9 protein-coding genes are annotated in these 14,326 nt (G+C 69.6%); 8 read left to right on the top strand and 1 reads right to left on the bottom strand.

What is annotated here, in order from left to right; all coding sequences use genetic code 11:
* Positions 1-251: 251 nt before the first annotated feature.
* Positions 252-3,254 (top strand): glycoside hydrolase family 95 protein, encoded by a 3,003-nt coding sequence (locus tag ENC19_RS11230; RefSeq protein ID WP_164447114.1) that lies wholly within the window; start codon positions 252-254, stop codon positions 3,252-3,254.
* A gap of 187 nt (positions 3,255-3,441) precedes the next feature.
* Here ENC19_RS11230 and ENC19_RS11225 read toward each other — a convergent pair whose 3' ends face one another.
* The gene (locus tag ENC19_RS11225) at positions 3,442-4,749 is read right to left on the bottom strand and encodes a hypothetical protein (RefSeq protein ID WP_164447113.1); all 1,308 of its coding nucleotides are present in this window, start codon (positions 4,747-4,749) and stop codon (positions 3,442-3,444) included.
* Between the two features lie 482 nt (positions 4,750-5,231).
* On the opposite strand from ENC19_RS11225, the gene chvE reads away from it, so the two are divergent.
* The 7 genes from chvE (at position 5,232) to ENC19_RS11190 (ending at position 14,246) form a co-directional block, all read left to right on the top strand.
* Positions 5,232-6,362: a multiple monosaccharide ABC transporter substrate-binding protein gene (gene chvE / locus ENC19_RS11220; RefSeq protein ID WP_164447112.1), complete on the top strand. Its 1,131-nt coding sequence runs from the start codon at positions 5,232-5,234 to the stop codon at positions 6,360-6,362.
* Between the two features lie 81 nt (positions 6,363-6,443).
* The gene (gene mmsA / locus ENC19_RS11215) at positions 6,444-7,991 is read left to right on the top strand and encodes a multiple monosaccharide ABC transporter ATP-binding protein (RefSeq protein ID WP_164447111.1); all 1,548 of its coding nucleotides are present in this window, start codon (positions 6,444-6,446) and stop codon (positions 7,989-7,991) included.
* Positions 7,988-9,232, top strand: coding sequence for a multiple monosaccharide ABC transporter permease (mmsB, locus tag ENC19_RS11210; RefSeq protein WP_164447110.1), 1,245 nt, complete (start codon positions 7,988-7,990; stop codon positions 9,230-9,232). Before mmsA ends, mmsB begins: the two co-directional genes overlap by 4 nt.
* Before the next feature lie 110 nt (positions 9,233-9,342).
* A complete protein-coding gene (locus ENC19_RS11205; protein WP_164447109.1) occupies positions 9,343-10,638 on the top strand; it encodes an ROK family transcriptional regulator in 1,296 nt (431 codons plus the stop codon).
* Between the two features lie 118 nt (positions 10,639-10,756).
* A complete protein-coding gene (gene araB / locus ENC19_RS11200; RefSeq protein WP_164447108.1) occupies positions 10,757-12,427 on the top strand; it encodes a ribulokinase in 1,671 nt (556 codons plus the stop codon).
* An 8-nt stretch (positions 12,428-12,435) separates the two neighbouring features.
* Positions 12,436-13,116 (top strand): L-ribulose-5-phosphate 4-epimerase, encoded by a 681-nt coding sequence (locus ENC19_RS11195; RefSeq protein WP_164447386.1) that lies wholly within the window; start codon positions 12,436-12,438, stop codon positions 13,114-13,116.
* Between the two features lie 122 nt (positions 13,117-13,238).
* Complete coding sequence (locus tag ENC19_RS11190; RefSeq protein ID WP_373688859.1) at positions 13,239-14,246, top strand: ABC transporter substrate-binding protein; 1,008 nt, start codon at positions 13,239-13,241, stop codon at positions 14,244-14,246.
* The last annotated feature ends 80 nt before the right edge of the window (positions 14,247-14,326 follow it).

The raw sequence follows: 14,326 nt of genomic DNA, 5'->3' as shown, positions 1-14,326 counted from the left end.
GACCCGGCATGACGGGGTTCCCCATGGGGTGCGGTAGCGCTGCGCTCTGAATCGCGTAACACCTGGTGAAAGCCCTTTGTCTGGTCGGCACAGGAGCTGCCCACGCCTCGGCTCACTGCTTGAATCGACCGTTGCCTATTGCGCTGCCCGGCGATAACATTCGCGAAACACATCAGACGTATGAGCCGTTCTGGGCCTGCCGGCGATCAGTGAGGCTTCGCCTGGCCGGATCGGTCACGGTTGGAGGATCGATGTCGGACCTGACTCGACGGCAGGCTCTCAAGATCGGCGCGGCGGGTGCCGGTGGCGCCCTGCTACCGCTGCCGTGGACCGCCGTGGCCCGGGCGGACTCGGCGGCACCGCCGCAGGTGCTGGCCGCCGGTGACCTGGCGCTCTGGTACGACGAGGCCGCCGGCACCGACTGGCTGCGGGCGCTGCCGATCGGCAACGGCCGCCTCGGCGCCATGGTCTTCGGCAACGTCGACGCGGAACGGCTGCAGCTCAACGAGGACACCGTCTGGGCCGGCGGACCGCACGACCCGAGCAACCCCCGTGGGCTGGGCGCGCTGGCCGAGATCCGGCGCCTGGTGTTCGCCAACCAGTGGACCCAGGCCCAGAACCTGATCAACCAGAACATGCTCGGCAACCCGGTCGGGCAGTTGGCGTACCAGACCGTCGGCAACCTCCGGCTGAGCTTCCCGACCTCCGGCGGGGCGTCGCAGTACAACCGGCACCTGGACCTGACCACCGCGACGACGAGCGTGTCGTACGTGATGAACGGTGTGCGGTACCAGCGGGAGACCTTCGCCAGCGCACCGGACCAGGTCATCGCGATGCGGCTGACCGCCGACCGGACCGGCTCGATCACCTTCACCGCCACGTTCGACAGCCCGCAGCGGACCTCTGTCTCCAGCCCGGACGGCACCACCATCGCCCTGGACGGCGTCTCCGGCAACCAGGAGGGCGTCAACGGCGCGGTGCGTTTTCTGGCGCTGGCCAACGCCACCGTCAGCGGCGGCACCGTGAGCAGTTCCGGTGGCACGTTGCGGGTCAACGGTGCCACGAGCGTGACCCTGCTGGTCTCGATCGGCTCCAGCTACGTCAACTACCGCAACGTCGGCGGCGACTACCAGGGCATCGCGCGGCGACACCTCACCGCCGCGCGGTCCAGCAGCTACGACCAGCTGCGCGCTCGGCACGTCGCCGACTACCAGGCCCTGTTCGGGCGGGTCAGTCTCGACCTGGGGCGTACCTCCGCCGCGGACCAACCGACCGACGTACGGATCGCGCAGCACAACAGCGTCAACGATCCGCAGTTCTCCGCACTGCTGTTCCAGTTCGGTCGGTACCTGTTGATCTCGTCCTCCCGGCCGGGCACCCAGCCGGCCAATCTCCAGGGCATCTGGAACGACTCGCTGACCCCGGCCTGGGACTCGAAGTACACCATCAACGCCAACCTGCCGATGAACTACTGGCCGGCCAACACCACGAACCTGTCCGAGTGCCACGAGCCGGTCTTCGACATGGTCCGGGACCTCGCGGTGGCCGGGGCCCGCACCGCCCAGGTGCAGTACGGTGCCGGCGGCTGGGTGACCCACCACAACACCGACGCGTGGCGGGCGACCTCCGTGGTCGACGGGGCCTTCTGGGGCATGTGGCAGACCGGCGGCGCCTGGCTGGCCACCCTGATCTGGGACCACTACCTGTTCACCGGGGACGTCGAGTTCCTCCGGGCGAACTATCCGGCGATGAAGGGCGCGGCGCAGTTCTTCCTCGACACCCTGGTGACCGAGCCGAGCCTCGGCTATCTGGTGACCAACCCGTCGAACTCGCCGGAGATCGGTCACCACGCCGACGCGAGCGTGTGCGCGGGGCCCACGATGGACAACCAGATCCTGCGGGATCTCTTCGACGGGTGCGCCCGGGCCAGCGAGATCCTCAACACCGACGCCACCTTCCGGGCGCAGGTGCGGGCGACCCGGGACCGGCTCGCGCCGAACCGCATCGGGTCGCGCGGCAACATCATGGAGTGGCTCTACGACTGGGTCGAGACCGAACGGAACCACCGGCACATCTCGCACCTGTACGGACTGGCACCCAGCAACCAGATCACCCGGCGGGGCACCCCCCAGTTGTTCGAGGCGGCGCGGCGCACCCTGGAGATCCGGGGCGACGACGGCACCGGTTGGTCGCTCGCCTGGAAAATCAACTTCTGGGCCCGGATGGAGGAGGGCAACCGCGCCCATGACCTGATCCGCTTCCTGGCCACCCCGGCCCGGCTCGCGCCGAACATGTTCGACCTGCACCCGCCGTTCCAGATCGACGGCAACTTCGGGGCCACCGCCGGCATCGCGGAGATGCTGCTGCACAGCCACGTCGGCGAACTGCACATCCTGCCGGCGCTGCCGGCGGCCTGGCCCAACGGACGGGTCAGCGGCCTGCGTGGCCGGGGTGGTCACACCGTCGGCATCACCTGGAGCAACGGGCAGGCCACCGAGATCCTCGTCCGGCCGGACCGGGCCGGCACCGTCCGGCTGCGAGGCCGGATGTTCACCGGCAACCACACCGTGGTCGACGCCGCCGACGGCACCCCGGCCCGGACCACGAAGGTCGAGAACGACCTGATCGAGGTGACCGTGGCGGCCGGGCGCACCTACCGGGCCACCGGGTCGGGCGGCGCGCCCACCGCACCGCCGCTGGAGCAGAGCTTCACGAACGTCAGCACCACCAACGACAACAACACCGGTGCCGGAAACTTCGACGGCAACGGCGCCACCCTCTCCGCGCAGGCGCTGGCCCAGGCCGGCGTGACGCCCGGCAGCACGCTGAGCCGCAACGGGGTCACCTTCCGCTGGCCGAACGTGGCACCGGGCGGTGCGGACAACGCCATCGCCTCCGGGCAGTCGGTCGGTCTGACCGGCACCGGCCGGACGCTCGGCTTCCTCGCCACCGGCACGTACGGGGCCGTGTCGGGCACCGCCGCGGTGGTCTACGCCGACGGCACCCGGCAGACGTTCACCCTCAGCACCCCCGACTGGTACGGCGGTCCGCACGCCGGTGGCACCGCCGCCGTCGTGATGGCGTACCAGAACCGGCCCGGCAACCAGCGGCACAACACCGCCGCGCGCGTCTACTACGTCGGGGTGGCGTTGCAGAACAAGCCGGTGGCCCGGGTGGAGCTGCCCAACATCAGCGCACGGCCCGCGGCGAACGTGCCGACCATGCACATCTTCGCCATCGCCATCGGCGCCTGACAGTCGAGGCGGATCTCCCGGGTCGCCGCCGACAGATCCAGCGAACCCGTCCCAAAGGCTCGCCGGCCCCGACATCCCTGTCGCGGCCGGCGAGCCGGCGCGGTGGCCAGGAACGTGCCCCGGGTCGCCGCCGGGACCTGGCCGCGACACCGCCGACGTTCCTGGCCGCCGCACTAGCTGGCCATGCTCACTTTCGCTGGGCCAGCAGCCACTGCAGGATGCTCTGGTCGTCGTAGGTCGGGCCGTAGGCCGCGTGGTAGTCGGGCAGCGTGAACGCCTCGTTGCCGTACTCGGTGTAGTGCAGCAACTCGGCGATCTGCTCGGGCGTCCTACCCTGCGCCTCGTACGCCGACCGCAGTGCCGCCCGGGAGTTGCGGGCCAGCGAGATGTTCAGCAGATGGTCGTTGACACCGTGGGTGATCCACAGCGGGATCTCGGCGGCGGCGATCGCCGCCGCCTGGCCGGCGCTGACCTGGAAACCACCGGTGACCAGGCCGGCGGTGAACAGGTCGGGACGCTTGGCGAACGCCTCCCACAGCAGCCGCGAGCCGTAGGAGACGGTGGTGGCGTACACCCGCCCGGTGTCCACCGCGTGGTCCTTGCTGAACTGCTCGACCAGCTTGACCAGCAGCTCCGCCTCGGCCACGTCGCCCACCCGCTGGTTCTGCGGGGCGAGCACGATGACGTCCTCCCGGCTGCCGGTGACGCTCGGCTGGAGCCAGGCCGTCGCCGGGATGTCGGCGGCGATCTGTACGCCCGTGTTGTCGCCGTCCCAGCCCATGCCGTGCCCGGGCAGCACGACCATCAGCGGGTACTTCCGGCCAGGCTGGTAGTCCTTCGGCAGGTGGTAGTGGTACGGCAGCACCATGCCGCCACTGAGGTACGAGCCGTAGCGGAACTCGTCGACGAGCAGGTTCACCGGTGCCTCGGTGACACCGTGCGAGGTACGCGGTGAGCCCTTGGCCAGCACCGGCCCGGCACCTCTGCCCTTGCCCGGCTGGGCGTGCACGTCCTTGCGTTGGGTCACCCGGGTCGGCAGCTCCGGGTTGACCTTCACCGTGCACAGGAAGGTCGGGCACTTGGAGACGATGACCGTCCAGCCGGCGTTCTGATCGGGGTCCAGCTCGACGATGACGTACCTGCCGGGTACGGACCGGCGGTCGGCGCGGACGGTGGCGGTGCTGTTGGTGTAGGTGTGGGTGATTGTCCGCTCGGTCAGTTTGGGCAGGTCCTCGATGGGGTTGAAGCGGAAGTTGTAGCTGGTGTCGGAGACCGCGAAGGTCGAGTTGTCGAGCTTGCGGGGGTTGACCGTGGCGCCGTACTCGACGGCCACGGCCGAGACCTTCTGGCCGTAGGTGTAGACCGTGGTGATGGGGGTGACGCTGCGGATGCCACCGCTGCCGCCGTGATCCCTGGTCGCGGCGTAGGCGGCGGTGCCGGACGTGGCCAGCAGCAGCACCGCGGCGACGGAGACGAACGTCCTGCGCAGTCTCATCGGCCCTCCTCGTTGGACGCGTCCGTCTGGTCCGGCTGCGCGCCGGAGCGGCTCTGTCGAACTCCGAAACAGCGGGCGCTAAACTGATTTAGCAGAGCATCGGCGCCGACCCGGTCCGTGTCAAGGCCGCCTTGGTAACGAGGCGGAAACTCAGTGTTCACATCGAGGCGCCGCCGTTCGTGCCGATTCGCCGGCCGGTCGGCTGTGGACGGAGGGGTGTCCGTCGCCCCTGGCTTGCCGTATTCTCTGACGTCGATGACCGGCGTCCGGCCGGCCTGGGCGACCTCCTGGTCGCCCCTCGTGATCGGCGCCCTGACCTGCGACGACTCACGTGGGTGAGTGAGTGCGGTGTTCGTTACGAGACCGTGACCGCAGGATTTCGAACCAGGTGTTGACCTAGGCATTGTGAGCGCTAACACTTGGGCCCCAAGTGCGACCCGCGCAGCCGGTGCGACGGCGCGAGTTCCAGATTGGGGAAGCCAGTGAACAGACGAGTCCTGGCCGCTCTCGGAAGCGCCGTCCTGGCGCTGAGCATGGCGGCCTGTAGCGGCGACGGCGCCGGCAGCGGCGGAAACGACAGCGACCAGCCCGGCGACCTGACCATCGGCGTCTCGATGCCGACCCAGACCTCGGAGCGGTGGATCGCGGACGGCAACTCCGTCAAGGAGAAGCTCGAAGCCAAGGGCTACCAGGTCGATCTCCAGTACGCCGGTGACGACATCCCCACCCAGTCCCAGCAGGTCGACCAGATGATCACGCGGGGTGCCGACGTGCTCATCATCGCGGCGATCGACGGCACGGCGCTGAGCGGGCAGTTGCAGGCGGCGGCCGACGCGGACATCCCGGTCATCGCCTACGACCGGCTCATCCGGGACAGCCCGAACGTCGACTTCTACGTCAGCTTCGACAACTACAAGGTCGGCGTCGCCCAGGCGACCGCCCTGCTGGTCGGCCTCGGCGTGCAGACCAAGGACGGCGCGAAGGGCGAGGCGAAGGGCCCGTTCAACATCGAGCTGTTCGCCGGGTCGCTCGACGACAACAACGCCCACTTCTTCTTCGACGGCGCGATGGACACGCTGAAGCCGTTCATCGACGACGGCACCCTGAAGGTGACCTCCGGGCAGACCAGCATCGAGCAGGTGGCGATCCTGCGGTGGCAGCAGGAGGCCGCGCAGAAGCGGATGGAGGACCTGCTGACCTCCAGCTACAACAGCGGCACCAAGGTCGACGGCGTGCTGTCGCCGTACGACGGGCTGTCCCGGGGCATCATCACCGCCCTGCAGAACGCCGGCTACAAGGGGGCGGACTTCCCGGTGGTGACCGGTCAGGACGCCGAGATCGCCTCGGTGAAGCTGATCGACGACGGGGTGCAGAGCTCCACCATCTTCAAGGACACCCGACTGCTGGCCGAGCAGGCCGTCATCGCCGCCGAGGCGTTCCTGACCGACAAGGCGCCGCAGGCCAACGACACCGAGACGTACAACAACGGCGTCAAGGTCGTCCCGTCGTACCTGCTGCCGGTCCAGACGGTGTACAAGGACGACATCAAGCCGGTCCTGATCGACTCGGGCTACTTCACCGCCGAGGAGGTCGCCGCCGGCCAGGCCGGCTGACGGCACCGCCGGGCTCGGTGGCGACGACCGCCGCCGAGCCCGGCCACACCCCTGACACCCACGACGATCTGGAGGCTCAGGATGGTGAGCACCGACGACAACATCCTCGAGATGCGTCGCATCACCAAGACCTTCCCGGGCGTGGCGGCGCTCCAGGACGTCACCCTCGCGGTACGCCGTGGGGAGATCCACGCCATCTGCGGCGAGAACGGCGCCGGCAAGTCCACCCTGATGAAAGTGCTCTCCGGGGTCTACCCCTCCGGCAGCTACGACGGCGAGATCCTCCTCGACGGCGCACCGGTGCACTTCCGTGGCATCCGCGACAGTGAGCAGCGGGGCATCGTCATCATCCACCAGGAACTCGCCCTGGTGCCGTACCTGTCGATCGCCGAGAACATCTTCCTCGGCAACGAGCAACGCGGGGCCGGCGGGCTGATCGACTGGAACCGCACCAACGCCGAGGCGGCCAAACTGCTCGCCTCGGTGGGGCTGGACGAGAATCCGATGACGCCGGTGGTGCAACTCGGTGTCGGCAAGCAGCAGCTGGTGGAGATTGCCAAGGCCATCTCCAAGAAGGTCCGGCTGCTCATCCTCGACGAGCCGACCGCCGCGCTCAACGACATCGACTCGGCCCACCTGCTCGACCTGATGCGACGCCTGCGCGACGAGGGCATCACCTGCATCATGATCTCGCACAAGCTCAACGAGATCACCGCCATCGCCGACTCAACTACCGTGCTGCGGGACGGGCGGACCGTGGAGCGGCTCGAGATGACCTCCGGCGAGGTGACCCAGGAACGGATCATCCGGGGGATGGTCGGCCGCGACATCGACAGCTTCTACCCCGACCGGGTCTCCACGCCGGGGGAGGAGGTGTTGCGCATCGAGGACTGGTCGGTGCGCCACCCGACCCAGGACCGGTTGGTCGTCGACGGCGCGAACCTGAACGTGCGCGCCGGCGAGGTCGTCGGCATCGCCGGACTGATGGGCGCCGGGCGGACCGAGCTGGCGATGAGTGTCTTCGGGCGCGCGTACGGCCGGGACATCACCGGTCGGCTGTTCGTGCACGGCCGCCAGGTCAGGGCGCGCACCGTCGCGGAGGCCATCGGCAACGGCATCGCGTACGCGACGGAGGACCGCAAGCGCTTCGGCCTGAACCTGATCGAGGACATCCGGCGCAACATCTCGGCCGCCGGGCTGCGCCGGCTCGCCCGGCTGGGCTGGGTGCACGACAACGAGGAGATCAAGGTCGCCGAGACGAGCCGGCGCGACATGAACATCAAGGCGCCGAGCGTGATGTCGGTCGTGGGCAAGCTGTCCGGCGGGAACCAGCAGAAGGTCGTGCTGTCGAAGTGGCTGTTCACCGACCCGGAGGTGCTGATCCTGGACGAGCCGACCCGGGGTATCGACGTCGGCGCCAAGTTCGAGATCTACACGATCATCAACCGGTTGGTGGCCGACGGCAAAGCCGTCATCATGATCTCCTCCGAACTGCCGGAGCTGCTCGGCATGTGTGACCGCATCTACACGTTGTCGGCCGGGCGCGTCACCGGCGAGGTGCCGGTCGCCGAGGCGACCCAGGAAAAGCTCATGGAACTCATGGCGAAGGACAAGGAAAGCGTCGGATGACCAGCACCAAGCCCACCTCGGCCGACCGGAAGTCGGCCGAGAGCGCTTCCGCCGCAGTGCACGTCGGCACCAGCGACCCACGTACGCTGATCATGAACAATCTGCGGCAGAGCGGCATCTTCGTCGCTCTCGTCGTCATCGTCGCCCTGTTCGCGTTCCTGACCGACGGTCTGTCGCTGAGCCCGGGCAACATCACGAACATCGTCCTGCAGTACTCGTACATCCTGGTGCTCGCCATCGGCATGGTCATCGTGATCATCGGCGGACACATCGACCTCTCGGTCGGCTCGGTGGTGGCGCTGACCGGCGCGGTCTCCGCGGTGGTCGTGATCCGGCAGGGACAACCGTGGTGGGTCGGCGTGCTGGCCGCGCTGGTGGTCGGGATCGCGGTCGGCGCCTGGCACGGCTTCTGGGTGGCGTACGTCGGTATCCCGGCCTTCATCGTGACCCTCGCCGGCATGCTGCTGTTCCGTGGTCTCACCCTGCGGGTGCTGGACAACATCTCGCTGTCGCCGTTCCCGGCCGAGTACAACCGGATCGCGGCCGGCTTCCTCAACGGACTCATCGGTGGCGACGGCTACGACGCCTTCACCCTGCTCATCGGTGGCATCGCGGTGGCCGGCTACGTGGTCAGTTGCTTCCGCACCCGGGCGGCCCGCGTCCGCTACCAGCAGCCCGTCGAGTCCTTCGCGTTGTTCGTCGCGCGGATGGCGCTTGTCGGTGCCGTGGTCATGTGGTTCGCCTGGCAACTGGCCCACGCGCGGGGCCTGCCGATCGTGCTGATCATCCTGGCCGCCCTGGTGCTCGTCTACGGGTTGCTCACCCGGCGTACGGTCTTCGGACGTCAGGTCTACGCGATCGGTGGCAACCTGTCCGCGGCGATGCTGTCCGGGGTCAAGGTTCGCACCGTGAACTTCTGGATCTTCGTGAACATGGGCTTCCTGTCCGCGGTGGCCGGCATCATCTTCTCCTCGCGGTCCAACGGGGCGCAGCCCGCGGCGGGCAACATGTTCGAACTCGACGCGATCGCCGCCGCTTTCATCGGCGGTGCGGCGGTCACCGGCGGCGTCGGTACCGTCGTCGGCGCCATGGTGGGCGGGCTCATCATGGCGGTGATGAGCAACGGGATGCAGCTCATGGGTGTGGACCAGTCGTTGCAGTCGGTGGTCAAGGGCCTCGTGCTGCTGGTCGCCGTGGCCTTCGACGTCTACAACAAGCGCCGCGCCGGTGCCAGCCGCTGAGCGAGGCGCCAGCGGCGGCGCCGGACCTGCGCTTGACGTCGGGTCACCGTGCGGAAACACTTCGTCGGGTCAGCTCCGCGTCGCCCGGAGCTGACCTCGCGGAGGTCGGATTGGTCCAGGAGGAGATCCGCCGGCGCAACGCCGGCACGCTGTTGCGGCAGGTGCATCTGCGTGGCCCGCTGTCCCGGGTCGAGCTGGGCGAACGGATGGGCCTGAATCGCAGCACCATCATGGCGCTGACCACCGAGCTGAGCCGGGCCGGCCTCGTCGATGAGCGGTCGCCGGTGGACACCGGCCGTGCCGGCCGCCCGTCCCTGGTGGTGCGACCGGTCGCCGAGCGCTGCTACGTCCTGGCCTTCGACGTCGCCGTGGACCGGTTGGTCGCCGCCCGGGTCGGACTCGGCGGGATGATCCTGGACCGGCGGGAGGCGGTACGTCCGCGCGCCGGGCCGGACCTGCACGACGTGGTAGCGGTCCTCGCCCGTTTCGGGCGGCAACTGCACCGGGCGGCCCCGCCGGGCGCCAGCTGCGTCGGCGTGGGCGCGTCGTACTGCGGCATGATCCGGCCGGGGGACGGGATGGTGCGGTACGGGCCCGATCTCGGCTGGGTCGACCAGGCGTTCGGCGACGAACTCGGCCACCGGCTCGGCCTCGGCCTGCCGGTGGCGGTGGGCAACGAGGCCCACCTCGGCGCACAGGCGGAGCAGCAGCGTGGTGCGGGAGTCGGCCTCGACGATCTCGTGTACCTGCATGGCGATGTGGGCGTCGGCGGCGGCATCATCGTCGGCGGGCGGCTGCTGGGTGGCGACAGCGGCTACGGCTGCGAGTTGGGGCACATGGTGGTCAATCCGTACGACGGACGGCCCTGCGGTTGTGGCTCGTCCGGTTGCCTGGAGGCGGAGGTCGGGGAGCGGGCGCTGCTCGACGCCGCCGGTGGGCCCGCCGAGCTGTTCGGGCGCGACGCCGTCCGGACGGTGGCCGACGATGCCGACCGCGGCGATCCGGCGGCGCGGGAGGCGCTGCGCCGGATCGGCGACTGGCTCGGCATCGGGGTGGCGAACCTTATCAATCTGTTCAATCCCGGCATGGTGGTCTTCGGCGGGATGCTGTGCGACCTCTATCCGGGGGCCGCCGCGCAGGTGCGCGCCCGCATCGCTCGTCACGTGCTGCCGGTGGCCCGGGAGACGGTGCGGCTGCGTACCGCGGCCCTCGGCGACGACGCCACCCTGGTCGGCGCGGCGGAACTCGGTTTCGCCCGGTTGCTCGACGATCCGCTCGCGGTGCTCACCGAAGCGGTGCCGTCGACCGTCGGGGCCCGGCCGGCGGAGGGTTCGCGGGCGTGCCCGGAGACGAGAGCACGGCCGGTCGGCACTGGAATCGCGGTCGATGCGGTGGGACCGGGGTAGCCGACCGGGGGGTGGGCCTGCGACCATGCAGTCCGTTACGGAGCTGTTGCCGGGAGGTGTCTTGACGACATCGGATGTGAGCGTTAACACTGAGGTCCGTCATCGGCCGGAGGTGAAGATGAGCGGTGTGGCAGCGGGCGACAAGTACGTCGTCGGCGTCGACTACGGCACCCTGTCGGGGCGGGCCCTGGTGGTCCGCGTCCGCGACGGTGCCGAGCTGGGAACCGCGGTGCACGAGTACCGCAACGCGGTGATCAGCTCCGCGCTGCCGGACGGAGGTACGCCGCTGCCGCCGGACTGGGCGTTGCAGGATCCGGAGGACTACCGCGAGGTGCTGCGCCAGGCGGTGCCGGCGGCCGTGGCCGCGGCCGGGGTCGACCCGGTCGACGTGGTGGGCATCGGCATCGACTTCACCGCCTGCACCGTGCTGCCGACGCTGGCCGACGGTACGCCGTTGTGCGAGGTGCCGGAGCTGCGGCAGCGACCGCACGCCTGGGTGAAGCTCTGGAAGCACCACGCCGCCCAGCCGCACGCCGACCGGATCAACGCTCTGGCCCACGAGCGTCGCGAGCCCTGGATCGGCCGCTACGGCGGCAAGATCTCCGCGGAGTGGCAGTTCGCCAAGGGCCTGCAGATCCTGGAGGAGGATCCGGAGCTCTACCACCGGGCGGAGCGGTTCATCGAGGCGGCGGACTGGATCGTCTGGCAGCTGTGCGGCGTCGAGACCCGCAACGTCTGCACCGCCGGCTACAAGGGCATCCGCCAGGACGGCAACTACCCGTCGGCGGACTACCTCACCGCGCTCAACCCCGGTTTCGGTGACTTCGTGGCCAAACTGGACGGCCCGCTGATGCCGCTCGCCGCGCGGGCCGGCGGGCTCACCGCTCGCGCCGCGGCCTGGACCGGGCTGCCGGAGGGGATCGCCGTCGCGGTCGGCAACGTCGACGCGCACGTGACCGCGGCCGCCGCCCAGGCGCTCGACCCGGGCCGGCTGGTGGCGATCATGGGAACGTCGACCTGCCACGTGGTCAACGGCACCCACCCCGCCGAGGTGGCCGGGATGTGCGGAGTGGTCGACGGTGGCATCAGCTCCGGTGCGTGGGGCTACGAGGCCGGGCAGAGCGGTGTCGGCGACATCTTCGGCTGGTTCGTCAAGCACGCCGCCCCGGCTGGAGTCGACTCGCACGAGCGACTCACCGAGCTGGCCGCCGCGCAGCCCGTCGGCGCGCACGGTCTGGTCGCGCTGGACTGGTGGAACGGCAACCGGTCGCTGCTGGTCAACCACGACCTCAGCGGGTTGATCGTCGGGCTGACCCTGGCCACCCGCCCGGAGGACATCTACCGGGCGCTGCTGGAGGCGACGGCGTACGGCACCAGGATGATCATCGAGGCGTTCGCGGAGGCCGGCGTGCCGGTCGACGACCTGGTGATCGCCGGTGGCCTCACCTCGAACGAGCTGCTGATGCAGATCTACGCCGACGTCACGAACCGGCCCCTGGGCATCATCGGCTCCGCGCAGGGGCCCGCGCTCGGCTCGGCGATCCACGCTGCCGTGGCCGCCGGCGCCCATCCCTCGATCCACGAGGCGTCGCAGGCGATGGGCCGGATCGCGGCGGCGGTCTACCGGCCGGATCCGGACCGGGTGCGCGCCTACGACGCGCTCTACGCCGAGTACCGGGCGCTGCACGACCACTTCGGTCGCGGCGCCAACGACGTGATGCTGCGGCTGCGGGCGATCCGCAACGCGGCAGTTGAGTCGGCGTCGTCGCCGCAGGAGGTGTTCGCGTGAACGTCGAGATGAGCCGACAGATCAGCGAGTTGCGCGAGAGCGTGGCCCGGCTGCACGGGGAACTGACCCGGTACGGTCTGGTCGCCTGGACGGCCGGCAACGTCTCCGCCCGGGTTCCCGGTCACGACCTCATGGTGATCAAGCCGAGCGGCGTCGACTACGACGACCTGTCCGCCGACAACATGGTGCTCTGCGACCTCGACGGCATGCCGGTCGAGGGGGAGCTGTCGCCGTCGAGCGACACCGCAGCGCACGCCTACGTCTACCGCGCCATGCCCGAGGTGGGCGGCGTCGTGCACACCCACAGCACGTACGCCACCGCCTGGGCGGCGCGGGGCGAGTCGATCCCGTGCCACCTCACCGCGCAGGCTGACGAGTTCGGCGGGGAGATCCCGGTGGGCCCGTTCGCCCTGATCGGCGGCGACGACATCGGCAAGGGGATCGTCAGCACCCTCACCGGGCACCGCTCACCTGCGGTGCTCATGCGCAACCACGGCGTGTTCACCATCGGGCGTACCGCCCGGGCCGCGGTCAAGGCCGCGGTGATGTGTGAGGACGTCGCCCGAACCGCGCACCTGACGCGTGCGCTCGGGCGACCGGTGCCGATGGCGCAGGCCGACATCGACGCCCTCTACGACCGCTACCAGAACGTCTACGGCCAACGTTCTTCGCCTCCGGCGAATTCCTGACCGACCCGGTGATCCGGGTCGCCCGGCACCACCTGACACACAGATTCCGCACCACCAGCGCTGGCTGCTCGTGCACCTCCGCGGCCGGCGTGGACAACCGCACCCCCACCCGAGGAGATCCGATGAGGAACATGCGAATGCCCATGGCGCGTCGGCGCGCCTTCGCGGTCGTCGCCGCCGTGCTGCTCGCCGGCGGCGTGGCGGCCTGCGGTAACAGCGACACCGGCAGCGGCGGCGACGGCGGCGACGACGGCAAGCTCGTCCTGGGCTTCTCCCAGGTCGGCGCGGAGAGCGGCTGGCGTACGGCCAACACCAACTCCATCAAGGAGGCGGCGGCCGAGGCCGGCATCGAGCTGAAGTTCGACGACGCGCAGCAGAAGCAGGAAAACCAGATCAAGGCCATCCGCAACTACATCCAGCAGAAGGTCGACGTGATCGCCTTCTCGCCGGTGGTGGAGTCGGGCTGGGACACGGTGCTCAAGGAGGCCAAGGACGCCGGCATCCCGGTCATCCTGACCGACCGCGCGGTGGACTCGGCCGACAAGTCGCTCTACAAGACCTTCCTCGGCTCGGACTTCGTCAAGGAAGGCCGGCTCTCCGGTGAGTGGCTGGTGGAGAACAAGAAGGACGCGACCGGCGACGTGAACATCGTCGAGTTGCAGGGCACCACCGGCTCGGCCCCGGCCAACGACCGGAAGAAGGGCTTCGCCGAGGCGATCGCGGCCGACCCCAAGCTGAAGGTCATCGCTTCCCAGTCCGGTGACTTCACCCGCGCGGGCGGCAAGCAGGTGATGGAGCAGTTCCTGAAGGCCCACCCGAAGATCGACGTGCTCTTCGCGCACAACGACGACATGGGTCTGGGTGCGCTGGAGGCGATCACCGCGGCGGGCAAGGAGCCCGGCAAGGACATCACCATCATCACCATCGACGCGGTCAAGGACGGCATGCAGGCGCTGGCCGACGGCAAGTTCAACTTCATCGCGGAGTGCAGCCCGCTGCTCGGCCCACAGCTGATGGACCTGGCCAAGAAGGTGCACGCCGGTGAGGAGGTGCCGCCGCGGATCGAGACCGAGGAGACCACCTTCACCCAGGAGCAGGCCAAGGAGGCCCTGCCCAACCGCAAGTACTGATGACGCACGGGGCCGCCGCACCGACGTGGCGGCCCCGCCGCGTCGCCCATTCCCGACGGACTGGGCGGCCGGCCCGACGT

This window comes from Verrucosispora sioxanthis (assembly GCF_010560025.1).
Lineage (GTDB): Bacteria > Actinomycetota > Actinomycetes > Mycobacteriales > Micromonosporaceae > Micromonospora > Micromonospora palythoicola.
Note: the sequence above shows the minus strand (reverse complement) of the source record. Positions and strands in the feature narration are given on the sequence as shown.